This window comes from Streptomyces sp. NBC_00258 (genome assembly GCF_036182465.1).
Lineage (GTDB): Bacteria > Actinomycetota > Actinomycetes > Streptomycetales > Streptomycetaceae > Streptomyces.
This window is the reverse complement of the sequence record NZ_CP108081.1, coordinates 11,248,310-11,269,789: the sequence shown is the minus strand read 5'-3', so window position 1 is coordinate 11,269,789 and position 21,480 is coordinate 11,248,310. Positions and strand designations below refer to the sequence as shown.

Sequence of the window (21,480 nt, the reverse complement as noted above, 5' to 3'; positions counted from 1 at the left end):
GGGCCCCATGCCGGGCATGGGTCCCCTCCCCCTGGTATGTCGGTCAGACACGCGCCATGTCCTGGTGTGATTCGCCGGTCGGGGCAGGGAGTTCAGCGGCCCTGCGGTTCAGGGACTCGCCCTCGATGTCCACCCGCGGCAGCAGTCGGTCCAGCCAGCCGGGGAGCCACCAGGCCCGCTTGCCCAGCAGCGCGAGCACAGCGGGAACCAGGACCATCCGGACGACGATCGCGTCGAACAGGACAGCGGTGGCGAGGCCGAAGCCGACCATCTTGACCATGGAATCAGCGGCCGTCATGAAGCCCGAGAACACGGCCATCATGATCAGCGCGGCCGCCACCACGATCCGGCCGCTGTGGCGGAAGCCGGAGACGACCGCCTGGCCGGCCCCTTCCCCATGGACGTACGCCTCGCGCATCCGGGACACCAGGAACACCTGGTAGTCCATGGCGAGTCCGAAGACGATGCCCACCAGGAAGATCGGCATCATGCTCATGATCGGACCGGTCTGATCGACTCCGAGGAGACTGGCACCGTGGCCGTTCTGGAAGACCGTGACCACGGCACCGAAGGACGCGAGAACCGACAGGAGGAAGCCGAGAGCCGCCTTGAGAGGCACCAGTACGGAACGGAAGACCACCAGCAGCAGGAGGAACGCCAGGCCCACGACGACCACGAGGTAGGGGATCAGCGCGTCCTGCATCTTCTTGGCGATGTCGATGTTCAGCGCTGTGGTGCCGGTGACTTCGAAGGTGGCACCGGTCTCGGTCTCCGTCGCCGAGCGCTCATCGCGGATGGCGTGGACGAGGTTCTTGGTCTGCTCGCTGGCGGGAGCGGTGGACGGGGTGGCAGACAGCACCGCGGTGTCCTTGGCCTCGTTGAACTGGGCCGACGAGACGGACACGACGCCCTTCGTGGCGCCGATCCTCTCGGCGACCGTCTCCACCGCGGCCTTCGGGTCGTCAGCGTCCCGCGCGTCCACGACGATCGTCAGCGGCCCGTTGAAGCCGGGGCCGAAACCCTCCGCGAGGGCGTCGTAGGCACGGCGTTCCGTCGTCGAGGTGGGCTTGGCCTCGTCACCCGGCATGCCCAGCCGCAGATCCAGGGCAGGCACGGCGAGAGCGCCCAGGCCGACGACGGTGACGAGCAGCACCGCTACGGGCCGTCGCAGGACGAAACTCGCCCAGCGGACGCTCCAGCTTCCGGCTTCCTCGCGCTTGCTGTGCTCCCGGTTCTTGCTGGGTGCCTGGCTTTCGCCGGGTTCCTGACTCCTGCGAAGTTGCCGGCCGCGACGGGGGATCCTGATCCTGGGGATGCGCAGGCCACGCTCGGATTTACGGGCCCGGCCGCTGCGGGTCTGACGGGCGAGGACGGCGTTCGGCCAGAAGCCGAGCAGTGCGGGAACCAGGGTGAGCGCGATGAGTACGCCGATGACGACCGTTCCCGCGGCGGACAGGCCCATCTTCGTCAGCATCGGTACACCGACCACCGAGAGCCCGGCCAGCGCGATGACGACCGTGAGGCCGGCGAAGACGACCGCGGAACCAGCCGTGCCCAAGGCCAGACCGACGGCCTCCTCCGGAGTGCGCCCCTTCGCCCGTTCCTCCCGGTAGCGGGAGACCACGAACAGTGAATAGTCGATACCGACCGCGAGACCGAGCATCATGGCCAACTCGCCACTGGTCGAGGAGAGTCCGAAGGCGTTGGCCAGAGCGGTGATCCCGGCCAGGCTGATGCTGACGCCGATGATGGCGGTGATCAGCGGAAGCCCTGCCGCCGCCAAGGAGCCGAAGGTGATCAGCAGTACGATCGCCGCGACGAAGACGCCGACGATCTCGCCTATTCCGGCGGGAGCCTCGGTGGCCAGCGCGCTTCCGCCGACCTCGACGGTCAAGCCCGTGTCGCGGACCTCCTCGATGGCCCCCTCCAGCTCCTTCTTGCTGCTATCGGTGACCTCGTCGTCCTTGGTCTTGTACGTGACCGTGGCGTAGGCCGTGCTCTTGTCCTTGCTCAGCCCCGGCCCGTCGAACGGGCTCGACACGTCGGCGACCTGTGGTCCGTCGGCCGCCTCGGTGAGGAACCGGTCGACGGCCGATCGGTGGCCCGCCGCGGTGATCTTCTGGCCGTCCGGCGCGATGAAGACGATGCGGGCGCTCGCGCCGTTCGCCTCACTGCCGGGGAACTGCTCGTTGATGAGGTCGAACGCCTTCTGGGACTCGATCCCCGGCATCGACGACGAATCGTCAGGGGCTTCCGCAGCGCTGAGGGCACCAATGCCGACGACGGCCAGCACAGCCACCCACAGCAGGGCCACCCACCGACGCCGTCGGAAGGCCCGTTGGCCCAGTTGGTACAAGAAGGTCGCCATCGAAGGAGTCTCCGTATCTCGTGTCGGGAACCCCTTCAGCCTCTCGACAAGCACCATCCCGAGTCGTCATCGGTGCTGCGGCAATCCGCCTACTGGGTTTCAAGTACGGCTCACCTCGGACCTCCGCCGTGAGAACTACGACGCGGCGCACTCCACATTCCTAAAATCACACTGGCCAGTGTACTTTGTGGAATGACATCGATGGATGGTGGTCGGCAAGTCCACCTCGGTACCGCCCGGCTTCGAGAGCTCGCGAGGCGGCCACTCACTCAGGGCCCCGGACCGCAGCCAACTCTCCGACGTCCGCCGACTCTCCGTGTCTTCAAGCTCCCCGCTGATCGTCGCAGCAGCCCCGTCACACGCAGGAGGAAACCATGAGGATGCCCGCCATCGAGCCAAGTGCCCTGTCGGACGAGCAGCGCATGCTCGACGAGCAGGTTCGGCGGATGCTGGACGGGCTGCGGACACCCTTCACCTCGACGGACGAGAAAGGCGCGCTGATCGGCCCGTTCCCCGTGATGCTGCGCTTTCCCGGCCTTGCCCGGCCCCTGCTGGAGTGGTTCACGACCGTCACGAGCGGCAGCGTGCTCACGACGCGCGTGCGCGAAGTAGCAGTCCTCACCATCGGATCACGGTACGGCGCGGCCTACGAGCTCTATTCCCACAGCAGGGTCGCGTTGGCGGTCGGCCTGTCCAAGAGCGTCGTCGCAGGTCTGGTCGCCGGACAGCGGCCCTCGGCTCTGACGTCGGAGGAGCTGGTCGCTCACGATGTGGCGGCATGTCTCTATTCGGGCTCGCCGCTTCCGGGAGCGCTCTACCGCTGTGCGGTCGAGTCCTTCGGCGAGCAGGGTACGGCGGAACTCGTCTTCCTGATCGCGCAGTACTCCAGCATCTCCGTGATACTCAACGCCTTTGACGTCCCGTTGCCAACTGATGCCGAGTGACGGTCACTTCAGGCGCTCGCGGTCTTCAGGAGCGCGCCGAGGCCCCGGGGCGGGGCCTGTCAGCGCAGGTCGAGGCGCATCAGGATGCGGGGATGACCGGCCAGTACCGAGGTGGTGTCTGCGACGTGGGTGAACCCGGCGCGTTCGAAGTTCTTCCGGAGCCCTGCGTACGCCATCGTCATGTCGACCTTGGCGTCACCGTTGTCGAGGGGGTACGCCTCGATGACCGGTGCGCCGTGGTCGCGGGCGTACTCGACCGCACCGGCGATGAGCGCGTGCGAGATCCCCTGCTTCCGATGGCCGGGGCGTACGCGGATGCACCACAGCGACCAGACGGGGACGTCGTCGACGTGCGGGATCTTGCGGTTGCGCGCGAAGGAGGTGTCCGCGCGCGGCGCCACCGCGGCCCAGCCGACCGGCTCGTCGCCGTCGTAGGCGAGCACTCCTGGAGGGGGTCCAGTACGGCACAGTTCGGCGACGTATTCGCCGCGGGCCGGCCCGCGAAGCTCGTTGTTGAGCTTGGACGGAATCCGGTAGCTCAGGCACCAGCAGACGTTCGCCCCGGGTGACTTCGGGCCGACCAGGGTGCGGACGTCCTCGAAGACCGCAGCCGGGCGCACTTCGATGGTCATGACACCACGATGGCACGGCGTGCGCGGTGACGCCGTGCGACCTTCCGGCGGCAGGGACCGGCTCCGGATCCGAAGCGTCCCATCACGCGTTCGCTGGATCCGCTCGGTCAGCGGGCGTCCGAGTCCGGGTGGGCCGTGTCCCATGCCTGGTGGGAGGCGGCGATGGCCGGGCGATGTGCGATCGACCAGTCGGCGAGGGCCTTGACGAGGTGGGTGAGGCTGTGGCCCATCTCGGTCAACTCGTACTCGACCTGGGGCGGGACGGTGGGATAGACGGTGCGCTTCACCAGGCCGTCGCGTTCAAGGCGGCGGACGGTGAGCGTGAGCATGCGCTGCGATATGTCGCCGGGGATGGCGCGCTGGAGCTCCTTGAATCGGCGGATGCCGGAAGCGAGTTCGACCACCACGTAGACGGACCACTTGTCGCCGAGCCGGTCCAGCACGTCCCGGACACCGCACTCGTCCTGCGGTGTCTCGCAGTGGATCACGGGTTCTGCGACCACCGGGGCGGTAGCCGGGCCGGTTACCGCCGTGTGCCCTGCTGACATGAATGTGCCTCCTTATGCGATCGAGTTCCTCTGCTGAGGATGGAACCACACAGCTCAGGAGGGACTTCCCATGATTCTGGTCACCGGCGCCGCCGGGGCACTCGGACAGCTCGTCGCCCGGCGACTGGCGGTACGCGACGACGTGCTGCTCGGCACCCGCACACCCCGTTCCGCGGGCGAGCGCCGCGTCGACTTCGACGATCCGGCCTCACTCGACTTCTCGGGTGTGGACACGCTGCTGCTGATCTCTGCGGGGTTCGGCGAGGACGACGTGGTCATCGCCCGACACGAGGCTGCGATCACAGCGGCCGAGAAGGCGGACGTACGACACATCGTCTACACCAGCCTGAGCGGCGACGGCGACCATCTCGCCTACGCACTCCCCCATCGCTGGACCGAACGCAGGATCCGGCACAGCGGCTCGGACTGGACCATCCTGCGCAATGGCCTGTACGCCGAGTTCCTCGCCGCCATCGCCGCCCCGGGCCCCGACGGGATCATCACGGCGCCGCTCGGCGAGGGGCGCCTGGCCGCCGTCGCCCGGGAGGATCTCGCGGAGGCGGCCGCTCGCGTGGTGAGCGCCCCGCAGCAGCACGCGGGCCACACGTACGAGCTTGTCGGCGAGGAAGCCCTCGGCGGCACGGAGTTGGCGGCAGCGGTCGGCGGCTCCTACGAACCCGGCTCACTCGCCCGAGCCCGGGAAACGATCACTGCGGCCGGAGAGGCGCTGCCCTACCAGGTGCCGATGCTCGTGGGGACGTACTCGGCGATCGCGGCCGGTTTCCTGGACGGCACGGACATCGAACACAACGCGCTGCGTGGGCTGTTGGTGCGGGAACCGCGGTCCGCGCTGGAAGCGTACGCGGCCTCGGTCGACGCGGCACACTCTGCGACGTAGACCGATTCGGGCCGACACCGTCCCATCTCAACCGACACCGTCCAACCCCAACGGACGCTCCCCGCCGTGCCGTTGGGGAACCGCAGCGACGGCGTCGGGCCCCATGGGCGCGGTGGCACACAGGTGGGGGTACGGCTTGACGTGGGCGCGCAGGTACGCGGCCGCGTCGGTGTCCGAGTGGGGGCGGGAGCAGGAGACCGAGTCCGCTGCTGTGCGGGGAGGCGTCGGATCGTACGAGGTGGCTGGGCGATCTGCAGGTCGAGCTCGTCGGCTCCGGGCCTCTCGTGTGGTGGGAGGGCGACGTCGGGCTAGCGGTGTGCGAGACCGTCGATCATCAGGGCGAGGGTGAAGTCGAACCGGTCGTGGCCCTCGCCGGCGGTGAGTTCGGCGGCATGGCGGGTGGTGTGGGGGAAGGTCCCGGCGGGCAGGGCGGCGAACCGGCGTAGCAGTTCGTCGCGGTCGTGGACCCAGACGGTGTCGTCATCTGCTGATCGCCGGCGCGCGATCGATACCTCGAGGCAGTAGGCGGCCACGTACAGCAAAAGGGCGTCGATCGCCCAGGCGGCGGCCTGCGGGGCGACACCGCCGGCGAGGAGGATCGCCAGCATTCCTTCGCTGACGCGCACGGTCTCGAGGTCGGTGGGGGCCATGGCGAGCGCGGCACGCGAGATTCCGGGGTACTTCAGGTACTGGTCGCGGATCTGGGCGCACACGCCGCTGATCTGCTCCCGCCAGACCGCGGGGTCGGGCTCGGGCAGTACGAGTTCGGCGCACAGCCGCCCGATGAGCAGCTCGTCGAGGTCGGCCTTGTTGACCACGTGGGCGTACAGCGAGGCGGGTCCAGTGTCGAGCGCGCCGGCCAGTCGGCGCATGGTCAGTGCCTCGTAGCCCTCTGTGGCGATGACGCCCAGAGCGGTGTCGACGACCTGCTCCACGGTGATCGGGGCCTTGCGGCGCCGCGGCCTGGGACCGGCTTCGGCCTCGGGGTTCGGCGGCTGATGACGCGCCGCGCGTCGCTCTCTCGGGTTCACGCAGCCATCATAGCTTGACGCGAACACTGTTCGTAGATAGAACATCGTTCGTGACGGTGAATGCGAAGCAGGACGTGGACGTGACCGTGGTGGGAGCCGGGCCGGTGGGCCTCGTGCTCGCCGCCGAGCTGGCGCTCTCCGGGGCGACGGTGCAGGTGATCGAGCGACTGGCCGAGCCGGCCGAGGCCATGAAGGCGGGGTCGATCAACGTGCCGACGGCCGAGGCGCTCGACCGCCGCGGCCTGCTGTCTGCCGCCGAACAGGTGCAGCGGGAGATCCTCGGGCGGGTGGGGTCGTTCAGCCGCAAGGCCGACGACCGGCAGCCGGGCAGCGGCCGGCACACCGGTGGCGATCAACAGCCCGGTGGCGGTCGGCGAGCACCCGACTCGCGGTTCACCGGGCATTTCGCGGGGATGGTCCTCGACGCCGACCTCGTGGACTGGTCCGATGCCGACCTCGCCGCGCACACCGCGGTCGCCGGAGCGCGGATGGTGCCGCAGCGGGAACTGGAGGAGCTGCTGGCCGGCCATGTCACGCGACTCGGGATACCGGTGCGTCGAGGGGTCGAGGTCACGTCGCTCGAAGACACCGGCGACGGCGTGCTCGTCGGCACCACCGCCGGCACGGTACGCACCGGGTGGCTGGTCGGGTGCGACGGCGGGCGCAGCACCGTACGCCGCCTCGCGGGCATCGAGTTCCCCGGCACCGACCCCGAACTCACCGGACACCTGGCGCTCGTCGACATGGCCGACCCGGAGAAGCTCACGAACGGATGGGCATGGTCGCCCCGCGGGGCGTACCGCTACGGGCCGCAGCCCGGGCGGGTGGTCACCGTGGAGTTCGACGGCGCTCCCGGCGACCTCCCCCACGCTCGGCTTCGCTCGCGCCGGGGCACCCCCATGGCGCCGGTCACCCTTGAGGAGATGCAGACCAGTCTGCGCCGGGTCTCGGGCACCGACGTCACACTGACCGCGCTGCGCGGCACCGCGACCCGCTGGACCGACAACGCCCGCCAGGCCGCGGCCTACCGGTCGGGGAGGGTGCTGCTGGCCGGCGACGCCGCGCACGTGCACTCGCCGTTCGGCGGTCAGGGGCTCAACCTCGGGGTCGGCGACGCGATGAACCTCGGCTGGAAGCTCGGTGCCGTGGTCGCCGGATGGGCACCCGAAGGGCTGCTCGACACCTACGACGCCGAGCGTCGTCCACTCGGTGCCTGGGTGCTGGACTGGACGCGGGCCCAGATCGGGGTACTGCGCGGGGACGGCAAGTCGGCCGCTCTCCGGGAGGTCGTCGCCGATCTGCTGAGCACCCGGGACGGCACGACCTACGCGGTCAAGAAAATCTCCGGCGCCGACCAGCGCATCGACCTGCCCGGCGGCCACCCACTGATCGGCCGCTACGTCCCCGACGTATGGCTGGAGGACGGCTCCCGTCTGGTCGACCACGGTCACGGCGGCGGGTTCCTGCTGCTCGACCGCACTCCTGACGGCACGTTCGCCCGCCTCGCCGAAGCCTGGGCCGGGCGGGTGACCACCGTGACCGCCGAGCACGCGTCGCCGACCGGGGTGTTGGTACGCCCGGACGGGGTGGTCGCCTGGGCCTCCGACACCACCGGCATCGCCGCCGTCACCGGCCTCGAGGCAGCCCTGCACAGGTGGGCCGGCGCACGGTCGTCGCCGCCCGAGCACGTGCCGGTGGGCTGAACCCCGGCCCGCGCGGCCTCAGCCGATGCTCTGCGGGTCGGGTTCGATGAGCGGAACGGCCCGCGCTTTGTCGCGCCGACGAGGCCCGCCCGCGTACTTCGTCGAGGTCTGGTCGATGATCTCCGAGGCGGCGTCGCCCTCGAGCGCCGTCGGACAGAAGTCCGACGGAACCTCAGCTCATCCGCCAGGGACGGAGCTTCTCGGGGTTTCGCACCGCCCAGATGTGCCTGATCCGGTCGCCCGCGATCTCGAACGCGAACACGGTCGCGATGTCGCCGTCCTGCTGCGCCACCAAGCCGGGCAGGCCGTTGACCGTGCACTCGACGAACGTCGTGCGGTCGCCCGACACACGGGCGATCTCGGCGTAGGCGCGTGCGATCTGCTCGCCGCCCACGATCGGGTGCAGGTGGGTGACCGCGAGCCCGCCGCCGTCGGCGGTCGCGGTGGCGCCGGGGTCGAGCAGGCCGATCAGGGCGTCGATGTCCTTGGCCTCCCACGCCGTTCTGAACTGTCTGACGATGTCGGCCTGCCCGGCACTCGGGCCCGCCGGGGTCTGCGCCGCGGGGATGCGACGGCGGGCGGACGAGGCGAGCTGGCGGCACGCCGCCGGAGTGCGGCCGACGATCTCGGCGACCTCGCCGAAGGGGTAGCGGAAGACGTCGTGCAGGACGAACGCGACACGCTCGGCCGGGGTCATCGAATCGAGGACGACCAGGAAGGCCATCGTCACCGACTCGTCGAGGGTGACCCGATCGGCCGGGTCGATCCCGCCGACGCCGGAGCGCCCGGAGATCCACTCCGTGGGCTCGGGCAGCGGTTCCGGGATCCAGTCGCCCACGTACGTCTCGCGCCTGGCCCGTGCCGAGCCGAGCAGGTTCAGGCAGATGCGGCCTGCGACCGTCACCAGCCAGGCGCCGGGCGACTCGATGGCCCGCTGCTCCCGTGCGGACATGGCGTACCAGCGGGCGTAGGTCTCCTGCACGACGTCCTCGGCGTCGGCAAGGGATCCGAGGAGCCGATAGCCGAGGTTGATCAGTTGGCGCCGCTCGCTCATGATCGCGCTGAGGCCCGGATCGCTCTGATCGTCACCGGGCTCGGCTCTGGTGGTCATGGTCTGGGAGTCTCCCTCGCTCGCTTCTGTGCCTCTACCCGTTACGACAGCGCAGCCCTTCGGAATGTGAGGCCGAGCCGCCGCCTCACATTCCGAAGGGCTGCGCTGTCGTAACGGTGACGACGACAACGAGACGGAGAGGCGACTTTCGATGAACGACTTCCAGGCCATCGCGGACCGCGTCGAGATCGAGGCACTGCGCGGCGAGTTCACCGACGCGGCGATGATGCGCGACCGACCCCGCCTGGCATCGCTGTTCACTCCGGACGGCGCCCTGCGCATGCCCAACATTCCCGTCGAGTTGGTCGGCCGCGAGGAGATCCGTGTCGGGGGCGAGCGGCTGCAGAGCCAGTGGGACTTCTTCGTACAGACCACACACCCCGGCACGATCCTGCTCGACGGCGACACCGCGACCGGCCGCGCCTACATCCAAGAGCTCGCGCGCACCCTCGACGGACGCCAGGGTCTGAACTACGCCGTCTACCACGACCGCTACCAACGCACCACGGAGGGCTGGAAGTTCGCTGAGCGGGTGTACGAGGTCAGATACCTCGACACCTCCCCGCTGGCGGGCACGGCGCCAAACGCGGCACAGGGTTCCGAGACCGACTCGGCAGACGCCACGGCCGCCCCGGTTCCGACCACGTCCTTCGCCGAACCTGCATCGGCCGCACGACTGGAGCAGGTGGCCGCAGCGCTGCGTGCGGGCGGCTTCGCCGCCGAGATCCTCGACGACGCGGCGGCCGCGCGCGCCCGCGTCGCGGAGCTGGTCCCCGAGGGCGCCGGCGTACTCACCGGAGCAAGCGAGACCCTCCGACTGTCCGGCATCGACGAGGACATCAACACCGGCGGCCGGTACGACGCCATCAGGCCGCGCGTTCTCGCAATCGACCGTGCCACCGGCGCCGACGAGATCCGAAGGCTGGTCGCCGGCCCCGACTTCGTCGTCAACAGTGTCGCCGCGGTCACCGAGACCGGCTCGCTCGTCCTTGCCTCGGGCAGCGGCAGCCAACTCCCGGCCAACGCGGGCGGAGCCGCCCACGCGGTCTGGATCGTCGGTGCGCAGAAGGTGGTGCCCGACCTGAGCACGGCGCTGCGCCGCGTCGAGGAGTACGCCCTCCCGCTGGAGAACGACCGCGCCCAGGCGGTGTACGGGATGCCCAGCGCCGTAAACCGTCTCCTCATCCTCAACGCGGAACCCCGCCCCGGGCGCGGCACCGTGCTGCTCCTCCGAGAGGCCATCGGATACTGACCGGTCCAGGGGAACCGCTCCGGGGTCGGGACCGACGGCTGTTCTTGGCGCGCTCATGGTGGCGTACGGCGTACGGGAGCGCTCCCGGACACTCGAACTCGTACCAGCGGCCGACCGGTCCGCCGGGCGTCACGTCGATCGCCCCGCACACGGCGCCGGCCCAACTCGGCTGCCACCGGGGCCCGTTAGGACGCCAGGGGTGACTCCGGGGCGGTGCGGCGGGCATCATCTGTGGGTGCACCGGCGGTGCGGATCCCGACGAGGGCGTACGCACCCGGCCGCGGCACCGCGCCAGGTCTGAACGCACCGGCCAACGGAGGGTCCTCATGATCGAGTCCGAGCTGAAGCAAGCCCTGCACCCTCATCTGCGCAAGGAGACATTGAAGGTGGCCCTGTCCGGGTACCTCGGTGCCGGTTTCCGGCGTGCCGTCCTCGGGGTGACCGACCGTCGGGTGCTTCTGGTCAAGAGCGCCTACTGGTCGGTCCGCGACAAGGGGCTCCTGTGGGCGGACCCGCTCGACGAGGTGGCTCTGGGCAACAGACCCAATGAGCTGCACATGAACGGCGCCTACACCGGCAACACGTACGTTCGCATACGCCGCGCGGACGGCAGCACGTTCCGTCTGAACCCCCGTACGAACTTCATCGGCGGAGGTGACGGCACCCGGCGCAGCGTGGAAACCTTGTACTCGTCGGTCAAGGGCCGCTTCTGATCCCGTCTGTTTCTGATCCCGTCTGTGCTCAGAAGACCAACTCGCCGATGCCCAGCAGGTTTCCCTCACTGTCACGGAACCAGGCACCGCGTTCGCCTCGTGCGCCCTTGCTCGGGTAGTTCCCCTCGATGTCGGCGATGCTGTTCCTGGTACGGAGTCCAGGAACGTCGACCTCCTCGAACACCACGCCGCGCCGCTTGAGTTCCGATACGGCTGTCTCGATGTCGTCGACCTCCAACGCCATCTGCGTAAAGGTCCCGGGCGAGGCTCCCGTCGACTGGAAAACGACGAAGTCAACGCCTCCGCACCGATACAGCAGACCACCGGGCCGCTCGTCGAAGGGCTCAAGGCCGAGTTGCTCGGAATAGAAACGCCGCGCCCGGTCCAGGTCCTGGGCGGGGAGCCTTGTCGCCACACGTGCTCCGGCAAGAATGTTTCTGTCATCTGCGTTCATGTCTCCACTGTGCCGTGAGCAGTGGCCGGACGGCCGGAGGCAACAGCGGCGAGCCATGGCGGATGCGGTGTGCACCGAGCCCGCTCCTGAAGGGGTCCGTCTGCGTCAGGCGCGTACCCTGCCGGCCGTACTCGCCATGTCGACCAGGTCGGCGAGGGCGTTCGCGAGGGCATCGAGGCCGGGGCCTGCCGGACCGCCCGGCTCGGACATGTAGACGTCCCGCCGGATCTCGATCATCAGGGCGCTGACCCGGGGGTCGTTCCCGTAGTACCTCAACGGGACGTACGTCCCGCTGAAGGGGGTGTTGATGCCCGTGCCGCCGAAGCCGGCGAACGCCATCTCGGCGTGGGCCAGCAGGTCGGCCGGGGTGTGGAAGTCGTCCCGGCCCAGGCAGATGAGCGGCCGGGGGCCGTCACCGTGCAGTTCGTAGGGCAGGCGCTCGGTCGGGTAGGAGTGGACGTCGATGATCACAGCCCGTCCGACGGCCTCCAGCCGCCGCGTCACGGCATCCGTGACCGCAGCCGCGTACGGGTGGAAGTAGCGCTCGACGAGCTGCCGTCCGTCGTGGTCGGCCGGGCGGAGCTCTTCCCGGTGCGTGGTCCGCGTGTAGACCGCGCCCATGCCCACGGTCAGCATCTCCTCCCGCTCGTCCGGGAACCGTTCGGGGTCGACGACCAGCCGCGACAACCGGTTGACGAACTGCCAGGGCCCGGTGGTGCAGCGCTCGGCGGCCGTCGCCGCGATCCGTGCGGTGTGCGAGTCGGTGATGTGGTCCAACTCCCGTTCCAGCGCGGCATCTTCGAGCACGATGCCGCTCCGTACGTCCGCCGGGATCACTCGCGAGGAGTGCGGGACGTGCAGGATCACCGGGGAGTCCGGCGCGCCGGCCACGAGACGGAAGGAAGCCGACACGTCGGTCATTCACAAGTCCTTGATGTGTGCGTATGCGGGTGCGGGCCATGCGTCAGGGCATGTGCACCTTTCCTACTACACCGACCGGCCGAGCTGGAGGGGTGCGCGGGCCGCGCGGCGAACCGGCGGGATCGGCTACCCCTCCAGCACCGTCTCGACTACAGGCCGTCGCGGACCATGGCGGCGACGATCTGGACGTGGCGGTTGGCCGCCGTGTTCGAGAACTCGTTGTCGTAGTTCAGGCCGTAGGGCCAGAAGTGGCCGCCGCCGGTGGACAGTGTGGCGCCCGAACCGTCGAACTGTTTGACGAGCGCGGTGGCTTGTGCGCCGCGCCAGGTACCGCTGCCTCCGATGGAGGACCATCCGGAGCTCGTGCCCACGCCGATGGTGTGGGCGATCTCGTGCAGCGCGGTCCGCTCGGTCATGTAGCTGCGGTTGCCGAAGCGGATGGTGCCGTTGATGTTGCCGTCGGCTGTGGGTACGCCCGGGTCATAGCGGACGGTGATGGTCTTGCCGAGGTCACTCACGTTGTTGTAGCGCGCCACAGCGGCGTTCATGGCCGTCGTGATGAGGTTGTAGGCCGTCTGCTGGTCCTGTGTGGGGTTGGCGGCCCGTTCGAGGGTCCAGGTGATGGTGGCCGCCGCCACCTGTTCCTGAGGTGCTGGGGCGGCCTTGGGTGCGGCCTGCGCGACGCCGGGCACGGCGAGCACGGTGGCTGCCAGCACGGCTATGACCGCCAGCCTTCGCCGGGGCATGGCCGTTCGCTCGGTGGGCTCCGAGGCGTGTCGTGGGCTCATTGAGGAGTCCTCCTGTGGGGGGGGTTGGGGCCGTCGAGTGAGGGGGTGACGGCTTGAACAGCCCGTCCGCCGAGGAAAGCGGAACGGGGCAATGGGATCTCACTGTGGACGTGCCGTCGTTGCCAAGCCGGGGCCGGCTGTGCGGCCGAGATATCAAGCGCCGTTCGAGATATCGGTCAAATGTGATGCCTCCAGAGGAAAAACGGTGGGCACATGATGGCCAATTACCTGCGACAGAACAGGGCTCTTTTACGCCGAAATTCGTCCGCCGACTCATCCACACGGCGATATCGTCACCTCCGCCGGGGTTTCGGCCGGGATCGACATGGCGCTGCATCCGGTCGGCCGAGGCGAGCGAGCAGTCCCGACACGGAAGCCAGTAGGAAGCGCCCGGAACCCGCTGAGCCCGAGCCCCACGGCTGGTGATGGTGTGTCACCGGTCGGCGGGCTCGGTCTCCCGGTCGAGGGCGAGCGGCTGGGCCGCGTACGTGATGCGGACGATGCCGTCGGGGTGCCGCTCCGTGCCGCCCCGTACGCCGAAGACATCGTGCAGGAGGTCCGGTGTCAGGACCTCCAGTACGGGTCCTGCCGCGACCACCGCGCCCTCGTGGAGCACGACGAGGTGGTCGCAGAGCCGGGCTGCGAGGTCGAGGTCGTGCAGGACCGCCAGGGTGGTGATCCCGGTGCTGCGGATCAGGTCCAGGAGCTCGAACCGGGCGCGGATGTCGAGGTGGTTGGTGACTTCGTCCAGGACCAGGAGCTGCGGCCGCTGGGCGAGGGCGCGGGCCAGCAGTACGCGTTGGCGTTCGCCGCCGGACAAGGTGGCGTAGTCCCGGTCCGTGAAGGGTGCGACGCCGCAGCGGTCGACTGCTTCCGCCACGGCCTGGTGGTCCTCGGCGCCGTCCCGGCCCATCAGGCCGTGGTGGGGCGTGCGTCCCAGGGCGACGATCTCGGTCACGGTCAGGCCGGTGGTGGTGCCGGCGTCCTGGAGGACGGCCGCCGTACGGCGGGCGGCGGTGCGCGGGGACAGCTCCCACACGTCGTCGTCGCCCACCCGGACCACACCGTCGGCCGGGCGCAGAGAGCGGTAGACCGTGCGGAGGAGAGTGGACTTGCCGCTGCCGTTGGGGCCCACGAGCCCGACGATGTCGCCCTTGGCGGCCTCCAGGTTCACCTCGCGGAGGATCGGCCTGTGGTCCAGGGTGACGTGGAGCTGGTCGACGGTCAGTTTCATACGGTGTCCGGCCCTCGTCGCGGCTTCAGCGGCTTCATACGGTGTCCAGGCCCTTGTTGCGGCGCAGCAGCCACAGGAAGAAGGGGGCGCCCAGCAGGGCGGTGAGGATGCCCAGTGGCAGTTCGTTGGGGCGGTTGACGGTTCGGGAGAGCAGGTCGACGAGGACGAGGTAGATGGCACCCAGGAGCGCGGTCAGGGGCAGCAGTCTGCGGTGGTCGGCACCGGTGGTGAGGCGGACCAGGTGGGGGATCATCAGGCCGACGAAGCCGACACCGCCGGCGACGGCGATGACGGTGCCGGTGAGCAGCGCGCTGATGACCAGCAGGACGGCGCGCAGCCGGTTGACGTCCACACCCAGCGCGGTGGCGGACTCGTCGCCGGCCAGCAGGGCGTTGAGTCGCCGTCCGAACAGGGTCAGCACGACGGTGCTCGCCAGGACGACCACGGTGACGGTGGGCAGTTGGTCCCACTGGGCACCGGCGACGCTGCCGAGCATCCAGAACATGACGGTCCTCAGTTCGGTGGGCGTCGCCAGCAGCTGGACGAAGCTGGTCATCGACAGCAGGACATAGCCGACCGCGACTCCGGCCAGCACCAGCCGGGTCGGGGCCAGCCGGCCCCGTCTCTGGCCCAGCGCGAAGACCAGGGCCCCGGCCGCAAGGGCACCGACGAACGCCGCGCCGGACACACCGAGACCTGCCAGGCCCCCGAGCGCGGCGCCACCGAGGGTGATGACGAGCACTGCGCCCAGCGAGGCGCCGTAGGAGAAGCCGAGGACGATCGGGTCGGCGAGCGGGTTGGAGACCAGGGTCTGGAGTACCGCCCCCGCGACGGCCAGTCCTGCGCCGACCAGTGCGGCCAGGGCGACGCGGGGCGCCCGGAAGGTCCACACGATCTGGTCCAGCGCCGGGTCGTTCGTCGCTCCCCGGCCGGTGAGGTGGTGGAGGAGGATTCCCCACACGTCGGCCACCGGGATGTTGACCGCGCCGATGCTCACCGCCACCACCATGACGGCGACCAGGACAACCAGCAGGCCGACGACTGCGAGCGGCACCCGCAGGCGGCTGGGGATCTGGTTCAGAACTTGTCGGGGTGCAGCATCTTGGCGATCTTCTCGACGGCCAGGTCGTTGCTCGGGCCGAGGTACATCGAGTCCGACACGGCCACGTACTTGTTGTTCTTCGCGGCCGGCCACTGGGGGAACTCCTTCAGCAGTTTCTTGGCGTAGGCCGCCGGGTTCGGGTCGTTGTAGCCGATGACGACCAGCGCGTCGACGTCGGTGGCGGCCACCTTCTCCTTGCTCAGGTCGGCGAAGGAGGTCTTGGAGGCCGACTCGAAGGCGTTGGTGCCGCCGGCCTTGGCGAGGATGTCGTTGTAGATGCCCTTGGCGACGACCGAACTGAAGTCGTTGCCTCCCATGGTCATGTTGGAGAACAGGACCATGACCTTCGGCTGCTTCTCGCCCTTCACCTTGGCGGAGACGCCGGCGATGTTCTTCTCCGACGCGGTGATCAGCTTCTCGGCGCGGTCGCCGACGTTGAAGACCTTGCCCATGTCGCGCAGCAGCGTGTAACTGTCGGCGACGGTCATCTTGGAGGTGTCCTGGTCGCAGCCCTGCGGGGAGACGTAGGTGCCCGCGCCGACCTCCTTGAGCTGCTCGCGGGTGGCGAAGCCGTTCTTCTCGTCGAAGCCGTAGGAGGTCGTGGACAGCACCAGGTCCGGGCGCAGCCCGATCATCGCCTCGCGCGGGATGTCGTAGGCGTCGTTGAGCTTGACGTCGCCGCTGGGCAGGGCCTTGATGGCCTTGGCGCGGCCCGCCACCTCGGACATACCGTAGCTCTGCTGGTTGGCGACGATGCGGTCGCCGAGGCCGAGGGCGAGCAGCGTGGAGACCTCGGCGACCGAAGCGCCGTTCATGGTGACCACGCGGCTGGGCGCCTTGGTGAACTTCTCCGGCACTCCGCAGTTGTCGAGGGTCACCGGGTAGCCGGACTTCGCGGCGGCCGCGGCCGCGTTGTCGCCGGTGTCGTCGGCCTTGTCGGTCGAGGAGTCGGCGCATGCCGCGGTGACCAGACAGAGGGCGCCGGCCAGGGCTGTGGCGACCGGCCGTTTCTTCGACATGCTGGCTCCTTGCTGCGGTGTGATCATGAGGCGACGGGTTCTGCTGCAGTAGTCGGGGGGTGGGGCCCTGAAGTTCCCGGAGAGATCCAACTACTTGGCGGGCATTGCCAGATGGCCCTGTTTTCCCGCCGGGGCGGGCAGCGTTCCAGTGGCGACGCAGTGGTCGAGGTAGCGGAAGACGAGGTCCCGGTCGACGGGCGGGCAGACGATGCCGCTGCCGTGCAGCCCGGTCGCGACGTTGTCGCCGCGGACGCGCCCCGGGCGCAGTTCGGGCCCGGTCGTCTCGTCGGTGTCCGTGTCCCAGGAGTCGAAGAAGGCGAGGGTGGTCGCCGCCGCTTCGGAGGCGCTGGACGAGTGCGGCAGTTCGGCACGCCACTGGGTCAGCGGCATACGGCGCAGCGGGTAGCCGTACTCCTCCAGCCAGTCGTAGACGTCACTCAACCGGACCGGGTTGGTCACGTGGTTGAAGACCGTGGCGGTCGGCGGGCGTCGTCCGAGACAGAGGCGGACGAGGGCCTGGGCCACATGGTCGACCGGTGTCCAGGTCTCCTCCTCGAACAGGTCGGGGACGATGCCCGCGGGAACCCCGGCACGCAACACACTCCACAGGAAGTCCCGCTCGTTCACGTAACCGGTCGAGTGCGGGCCGACGATTCGTCCGAGGCGGTGCACGGTGACCGGCAGCCCTCGCTCGGCGGCCTGTTCCAGCAGCCGCTCGGCGGCCCACTTCGACTGCTGGTAGCCGTACCGCAGTCCGGTGTGGGGCGGGAGGAACGCCTCCGGCACCTCAGGTGCAAGGCCGATCGGTGGGGCGACGGAGAGGGTCGAGACGAAGTGCAGGGGCGTCGAGCGCACGGCCGCCATGCGCAAGAGGTCCCTGGTGGACTCGGTGTTGGCGGCGCGAAGGGTGGCGTACTCGCGCATGATGCTGACCGTCGCGCCGTTGTGGACGATCGCGCCGCAGGTGTGCGTGAGTTCGGCGAAGAGCGCCTCGTCGAGGCCGAGACGGGGGCGGGCCAGGTCCGCGGGAACCGCCGTGATGCGTTTTCTGGCTACGTCCGAGAGATGGATCTGGTGGTTTTCCAGGGTCTGGTGGATGCGGGCGGCAGCCTCCGCGGGGCTCGGGGCCCTGACGGTGCAGACGACCTCCGCGTCGGTGCTCGTGAGGAGTTCGGCCAGCAAGTGCACGCCCACGAACCCGGTGGCGCCGGTGAGCAGGACTCGGTCCGGTGTACCGACCGCCCGGGGAGGACCGCCGCCCGGACGGATGTCCGGATCGAGGACGGAGTCCGCGAGCAGGACCGCCGGAAGGCCGGGACCGGCCGGCTGCGGCTGGACTTCGGCCTGAGCCTGCTGCTCCTGCTGCTCCAGGAATCTCGCCAGTTCGGCGGGCGTCGGGTGCTGGAAGAGCCAGGCGACCTTCACGTCGCGACGCAGTTCGACGCCCAGGCGGTTGGCCACCTGGATGACCTGGAGCGACTGGGCCCCCAGGTCGAACACGTCGTCCCGCGCGGAGACGGCTGCCACGGCGAGCACCTGCTGCCAGACGGCGGCGATCGCGCGCTCCAGCATGCTGTCGTGCGCCGCTGTCTCGACACCGGGATCCGGCACCTGTGCGTCGGGATCCGGCATGTGTACGTCGGGAGCCATCGCGGCCAGCGCGTTCCTGTCGATCTTTCCCGCGCTCGTCCGGGGCAGGCGGTCCAGGAACTCGACGGCCGACGGGATCATCGCGGCAGGCAGTGCCGCCCGCAGATGATCCCTGATCAGAGCCACGGCCGGGGCGGGCCCGTCCGGGACGACGTGGGCGACCAGGCGCCGCGTCCCGTCGTCCAGCAGCTGTCCCACGACGGCGGCGTCGCGGACTCGGGGGTGGGCCAGGAGGGCGCTCTCGACCTCGGCGGGGTGCACGCGATGTCCACTGATCTTGAACTCGGTGTCCGACCGGCCCAGATAGCGCAGCTGCCCGTCGCCGCCGATCCGTACGAGGTCGCCGGTGCGGTAGGCGCGGGGCGCATCGGGCAACACGTCGAGCGGGGCGAAACGGGCGGCGTCAGGTGGGCGGTCTCCCCGGTAGCCGACGGCCAGGTTGTCGCCCAGGAGGTGGAGTTCGCCGTCCACGACCGCGGCGCGGGTGCCGGGGAGCGGCAGTCCGATGGGAACGTCTCCCGGGGCGAGGGAGGAGTCGTGGAGGTCGGCGACGGTGGCGACGACGGTGGCCTCGGTCGGGCCGTAGGTGTTCAGCAGCCGGACCGACGTGCCGACGGCGTTGCGCCAGCGGTCGACCCGCTCGGGGAGGGCCGCCTCGCCACCGATGACGACGGTGCGTACCTCGGCGGGCAGAGCGGCGGCACCGGTGGAGATCGCGTAGGACAGTTCGTGCCAGTAGGCCGTGGGCAGGTCGAGGAAGCTGATCCGCAGCCGTGCGCAGGTGTCCAGGAACCCGGTGACCGAGTCGGTCATGTCGTCGGTACGGACGACGAGTGTGGCGCCCGCGCAGAGAGTGAGAAAGACCTCCTCGACGCTGGTGTCGAAGTGCAGGGCGGCGAACTGCATGACACGGTCCGCATGGTGGAGGCCGTAGCGGTGGGTGGCCCCGGCGACGAAGTGTGCGAGGGCGCGGTGGCCGATCTCGACGCCCTTGGGGCGTCCTGTGGAGCCCGAGGTGTGGATGACGTAGGCGAGGTCCTCCGGTGTCGGTGCCGTCGGCCGGGCCGCCTCTTCGGACTCGGGTTCCGGCCGGTCGAGTTGCAGCACGGCCCGGTCTCCGAAGTCGTCGGCGTGAGCACTGGTCGTCACGACGAGTGCGGGCCGGGCATCTTCCAGCAGCTCCGCCCTGCGGGTCCGGGGCGCGGTGGGGTCAAGTGGGCAGTAGGCGGCACCGGAGAGCAGGATGCCGAGGATGGTGGTGATCGCGTCGATGCCTCGGGGCAGGGCGACGGCCACCAGGTCGCCGCGGCCGATCCGACGGGCGGCCAGCCGGCGGGCCAGGTCACGTGCCGAGCCGAAGAGCTGCGCGTACGTGATGCTGCGTCCGTCGTGTTCGACGGCGACGGATCCGCCGCGCCGGGCGGCGTGGTCGGCGATCAGGCCGAGGACCGGCCGCACGGGGCCGGGCAGCGGCCCCCCGTCCAGGACGGGGACGGCCTCGCGCGCCCGCAGCTCACCGAGTGCCCGGTCGGGGGCGGCGACGGCCTCCCCGAGCAGGGAGAGGAGTCCCTCCTGGAGCGCGGCGACGGCCGTCTCGTCGTAGAGGTCGGGGTTGGCGTCCACGGCGATGCGCAGGCCCGCGCCCTCTGAGCGGTCGTAGACGTTGACGGACAGGTCGTCGACGGGGCCCGCGGAGATGTTGTGGACCGTACTGCGGTGTCCGGCGAACCGCAGGTCGTACTCGAAGGGCATGATGTTGACGCCCGGCCCGGACAGCCGGCGCTGTCCTCCGACGAGTCCGAGGTCGCGCCGCAGTTGTTCGTAGCGGTACCGCTGGTGCGGCAGCCCGGCGCGCAGCTCGCGGGAGATCCTTGCCGCGAGGTCACGCAGACTGTCCGACGCGGTGACCGTCACGCGCAGGGGCAGGATGTTGCGCACCATGCAGGGAACGCGGAGCGAGACCGAGCCGAGGCGCCCCATCGCCGGCAGGCTGAGGACGATCTCCGGGGCTCCGGTCGCGTGGTGCAGCTGGGCCGCGGTCACCGCCAGCAGGACCTCTGACCAGGTGACCTTGAGGTCGCGGGCGACGGCACGCAGGGTCTCCGTCTGCGCCGGAGCGAGGTCCACCACCCGTCGGTGGAAGGTGCGCGCGGGCAGACCCGTACGGCCTGCGGGTGTCGCCACGGCCGGCCGGTCCGCGAACCGGTCCGCCCAGTAGTCGCGGTCCTTGGCGAAACGGGCCGACTCCCGGTAGGCGCGTTCCTCGTCCCGCACCGAGGCCAGGGTGCCGAAGCCGCTTTCCGCCACCGTCTCGCCCACCGTCAGGGCCGTGTAGACCTCGGCGACCCGGCGGGCGACCAGCGACAGGCCGAAACCGTCGAGGGCGATGTGGTGCACACGGTGGTACCAGAGGTACTGCTCCGGTGCGATCCGCAGCAGGGCGTGGCCGAAGAGGGGCCCGTGCGCGAGGTCGACGGGGCGGGCCATGTCCCGGTCCATCCAGGCCAGGGCCGCCGCGCGCGGGTCGGGCTCGGCGGTGAGGTCCGCCGTGTGCAGGTGCCAGTCCCCGGCGGGGACATCCGTCTGCCAGGGCTGCCCTTGCCCGTCGACGACGAAGACGGCGTTGAGGGCCTCCGTTTCCGCGACCACACGGTGCAGGGCCGTCTCGAGGACGGCCGAGTCCACCGGTCCGTCGATGTGCACGTACTCGGCCGTGTTGTAGGCGGGGCTGTCCGGGTCGAGCTGCTGGCCGGTCCAGATGCCTTCCTGTGCGGCCAGCAACGGTCGCCGGTCGGTCGTGTCTCCTGTGTCGTTCTTGGCGTCGTCATGCGGTGGCATGGTCCGCTCCCCCCGTACGTGCGGAGAGCAGCTGCCACCACTGGCCGAACGAGGTGCACTCGGCGAGCTCGACGAAGGACACGTCCGCGCCGGTCTCCCGCCACCGTTCGACGAGGGTGACGATGCGCAGGGAATCCAGCCCCGCGTAGAGGGGGTTCTCTTCGAGGTCGACTTCGTCGGGCTGCTGGTACAGGAACTCCGCCAGGTCCGCGCGGAAGCCGTCCAGCGTGAGGGGAGGAGGCATGTCGTTCTCTCTCGGTGGCTCGTTGGCTGT

The 21,480-nt window shown here is 69.9% G+C and carries 18 protein-coding genes; 5 read left to right on the top strand and 13 right to left on the bottom strand.

The genetic code is table 11. The features are described 5' to 3' along the window. Positions 1–43: 43 nt before the first annotated feature. Complete coding sequence (locus OG718_RS49925; RefSeq protein WP_328847352.1) at positions 44–2,368, bottom strand: MMPL family transporter; 2,325 nt, start codon at positions 2,366–2,368, stop codon at positions 44–46. A 374-nt stretch (positions 2,369–2,742) separates the two neighbouring features. Here OG718_RS49925 and OG718_RS49920 point away from each other — a divergent pair, with 374 nt between their 5' ends. Next, positions 2,743–3,312: a carboxymuconolactone decarboxylase family protein gene (locus tag OG718_RS49920; protein WP_328847351.1), complete on the top strand. Its 570-nt coding sequence runs from the start codon at positions 2,743–2,745 to the stop codon at positions 3,310–3,312. Positions 3,313–3,371: 59 nt separating this feature from the next. Here OG718_RS49920 and OG718_RS49915 read toward each other — a convergent pair whose 3' ends face one another. Both OG718_RS49915 and OG718_RS49910 read right to left on the bottom strand, forming a co-directional pair. Further along, on the bottom strand, positions 3,372–3,944 hold the full coding sequence (locus tag OG718_RS49915; RefSeq protein WP_328847350.1) for a GNAT family N-acetyltransferase: 573 nt from the start codon (positions 3,942–3,944) through the stop codon (positions 3,372–3,374). Positions 3,945–4,051: 107 nt separating this feature from the next. Continuing rightward, the gene (locus tag OG718_RS49910; protein ID WP_143642094.1) at positions 4,052–4,492 is read right to left on the bottom strand and encodes a winged helix-turn-helix transcriptional regulator; all 441 of its coding nucleotides are present in this window, start codon (positions 4,490–4,492) and stop codon (positions 4,052–4,054) included. A 70-nt stretch (positions 4,493–4,562) separates the two neighbouring features. Between OG718_RS49910 and OG718_RS49905 the strand changes: the two genes are divergently transcribed. Beyond that, positions 4,563–5,390: an NAD(P)H-binding protein gene (locus OG718_RS49905; RefSeq protein WP_143642096.1), complete on the top strand. Its 828-nt coding sequence runs from the start codon at positions 4,563–4,565 to the stop codon at positions 5,388–5,390. Positions 5,391–5,698: 308 nt separating this feature from the next. Here OG718_RS49905 and OG718_RS49900 read toward each other — a convergent pair whose 3' ends face one another. Further along, positions 5,699–6,421, bottom strand: coding sequence for a TetR/AcrR family transcriptional regulator (locus OG718_RS49900; protein WP_260695642.1), 723 nt, complete (start codon positions 6,419–6,421; stop codon positions 5,699–5,701). Positions 6,422–6,471: 50 nt separating this feature from the next. Here OG718_RS49900 and OG718_RS49895 point away from each other — a divergent pair, with 50 nt between their 5' ends. Further along, entirely contained in the window at positions 6,472–8,124 is a 1,653-nt protein-coding gene (locus OG718_RS49895; protein WP_328847349.1) for an FAD-dependent oxidoreductase, read from the top strand. 172 nt (positions 8,125–8,296) lie between these two features. On the opposite strand, the gene sigJ is transcribed toward OG718_RS49895, so the two are convergent. Then, positions 8,297–9,235, bottom strand: coding sequence for an RNA polymerase sigma factor SigJ (sigJ, locus tag OG718_RS49890; protein WP_328847348.1), 939 nt, complete (start codon positions 9,233–9,235; stop codon positions 8,297–8,299). A gap of 151 nt (positions 9,236–9,386) precedes the next feature. Between sigJ and OG718_RS49885 the strand changes: the two genes are divergently transcribed. Continuing rightward, a complete protein-coding gene (locus tag OG718_RS49885) occupies positions 9,387–10,487 on the top strand; it encodes a nuclear transport factor 2 family protein (RefSeq protein ID WP_328847347.1) in 1,101 nt (366 codons plus the stop codon). A 326-nt stretch (positions 10,488–10,813) separates the two neighbouring features. Then, complete coding sequence (locus tag OG718_RS49880) at positions 10,814–11,200, top strand: hypothetical protein (RefSeq protein WP_143642103.1); 387 nt, start codon at positions 10,814–10,816, stop codon at positions 11,198–11,200. 28 nt (positions 11,201–11,228) lie between these two features. Here the strand turns inward: OG718_RS49880 and OG718_RS49875 are convergent, their stop codons facing one another. From OG718_RS49875 to OG718_RS49840, 8 genes are all read right to left on the bottom strand, one after another. Continuing rightward, positions 11,229–11,654 carry a VOC family protein gene (locus OG718_RS49875; RefSeq protein WP_143642105.1) on the bottom strand — a complete coding sequence of 142 codons (426 nt, stop codon included), beginning with the start codon at positions 11,652–11,654 and terminating at the stop codon, positions 11,229–11,231. 105 nt (positions 11,655–11,759) lie between these two features. Then, positions 11,760–12,575, bottom strand: coding sequence for an N-formylglutamate amidohydrolase (locus OG718_RS49870; RefSeq protein ID WP_328847346.1), 816 nt, complete (start codon positions 12,573–12,575; stop codon positions 11,760–11,762). A 149-nt stretch (positions 12,576–12,724) separates the two neighbouring features. Next, positions 12,725–13,321, bottom strand: coding sequence for a hypothetical protein (locus OG718_RS49865; protein WP_328847974.1), 597 nt, complete (start codon positions 13,319–13,321; stop codon positions 12,725–12,727). 475 nt (positions 13,322–13,796) lie between these two features. Further along, the gene (locus OG718_RS49860; protein WP_143642108.1) at positions 13,797–14,597 is read right to left on the bottom strand and encodes an ABC transporter ATP-binding protein; all 801 of its coding nucleotides are present in this window, start codon (positions 14,595–14,597) and stop codon (positions 13,797–13,799) included. A 34-nt stretch (positions 14,598–14,631) separates the two neighbouring features. Next, positions 14,632–15,606 carry a FecCD family ABC transporter permease gene (locus tag OG718_RS49855; RefSeq protein ID WP_328847973.1) on the bottom strand — a complete coding sequence of 325 codons (975 nt, stop codon included), beginning with the start codon at positions 15,604–15,606 and terminating at the stop codon, positions 14,632–14,634. A 68-nt stretch (positions 15,607–15,674) separates the two neighbouring features. Continuing rightward, a complete protein-coding gene (locus OG718_RS49850) occupies positions 15,675–16,718 on the bottom strand; it encodes an ABC transporter substrate-binding protein (RefSeq protein ID WP_143642110.1) in 1,044 nt (347 codons plus the stop codon). A gap of 90 nt (positions 16,719–16,808) precedes the next feature. Beyond that, the gene (locus OG718_RS49845) at positions 16,809–21,206 is read right to left on the bottom strand and encodes an amino acid adenylation domain-containing protein (RefSeq protein ID WP_328847345.1); all 4,398 of its coding nucleotides are present in this window, start codon (positions 21,204–21,206) and stop codon (positions 16,809–16,811) included. Further along, positions 21,193–21,450 (bottom strand): phosphopantetheine-binding protein, encoded by a 258-nt coding sequence (locus OG718_RS49840; RefSeq protein ID WP_328847344.1) that lies wholly within the window; start codon positions 21,448–21,450, stop codon positions 21,193–21,195. The genes OG718_RS49845 and OG718_RS49840 overlap by 14 nt, the downstream gene beginning before the upstream one ends. Positions 21,451–21,480 lie beyond the last annotated feature (30 nt).

Bases quoted from the DNA above. Each gene is read 5' to 3' on its own strand.
- OG718_RS49925 (WP_328847352.1), bottom strand. From the start codon at position 2,368: ATGGCGACCTTCTTGTACCAACTGGGCCAACGGGCCTTCCGACGGCGT.
- OG718_RS49920 (WP_328847351.1), top strand. From the start codon at position 2,743: ATGAGGATGCCCGCCATCGAGCCAAGTGCCCTGTCGGACGAGCAGCGC.
- OG718_RS49915 (WP_328847350.1), bottom strand. From the start codon at position 3,944: ATGACCATCGAAGTGCGCCCGGCTGCGGTCTTCGAGGACGTCCGCACC.
- OG718_RS49910 (WP_143642094.1), bottom strand. From the start codon at position 4,492: ATGTCAGCAGGGCACACGGCGGTAACCGGCCCGGCTACCGCCCCGGTG.
- OG718_RS49905 (WP_143642096.1), top strand. From the start codon at position 4,563: ATGATTCTGGTCACCGGCGCCGCCGGGGCACTCGGACAGCTCGTCGCC.
- sigJ (WP_328847348.1), bottom strand. From the start codon at position 9,235: ATGACCACCAGAGCCGAGCCCGGTGACGATCAGAGCGATCCGGGCCTC.
- OG718_RS49885 (WP_328847347.1), top strand. From the start codon at position 9,387: ATGAACGACTTCCAGGCCATCGCGGACCGCGTCGAGATCGAGGCACTG.
- OG718_RS49880 (WP_143642103.1), top strand. From the start codon at position 10,814: ATGATCGAGTCCGAGCTGAAGCAAGCCCTGCACCCTCATCTGCGCAAG.
- OG718_RS49875 (WP_143642105.1), bottom strand. From the start codon at position 11,654: ATGAACGCAGATGACAGAAACATTCTTGCCGGAGCACGTGTGGCGACA.
- OG718_RS49870 (WP_328847346.1), bottom strand. From the start codon at position 12,575: ATGACCGACGTGTCGGCTTCCTTCCGTCTCGTGGCCGGCGCGCCGGAC.
- OG718_RS49865 (WP_328847974.1), bottom strand. From the start codon at position 13,321: ATGCCCCGGCGAAGGCTGGCGGTCATAGCCGTGCTGGCAGCCACCGTG.
- OG718_RS49860 (WP_143642108.1), bottom strand. From the start codon at position 14,597: ATGAAACTGACCGTCGACCAGCTCCACGTCACCCTGGACCACAGGCCG.
- OG718_RS49855 (WP_328847973.1), bottom strand. From the start codon at position 15,606: ATGGTGGTGGCGGTGAGCATCGGCGCGGTCAACATCCCGGTGGCCGAC.
- OG718_RS49850 (WP_143642110.1), bottom strand. From the start codon at position 16,718: ATGTCGAAGAAACGGCCGGTCGCCACAGCCCTGGCCGGCGCCCTCTGT.
- OG718_RS49845 (WP_328847345.1), bottom strand. From the start codon at position 21,206: ATGCCACCGCATGACGACGCCAAGAACGACACAGGAGACACGACCGAC.
- OG718_RS49840 (WP_328847344.1), bottom strand. From the start codon at position 21,450: ATGCCTCCTCCCCTCACGCTGGACGGCTTCCGCGCGGACCTGGCGGAG.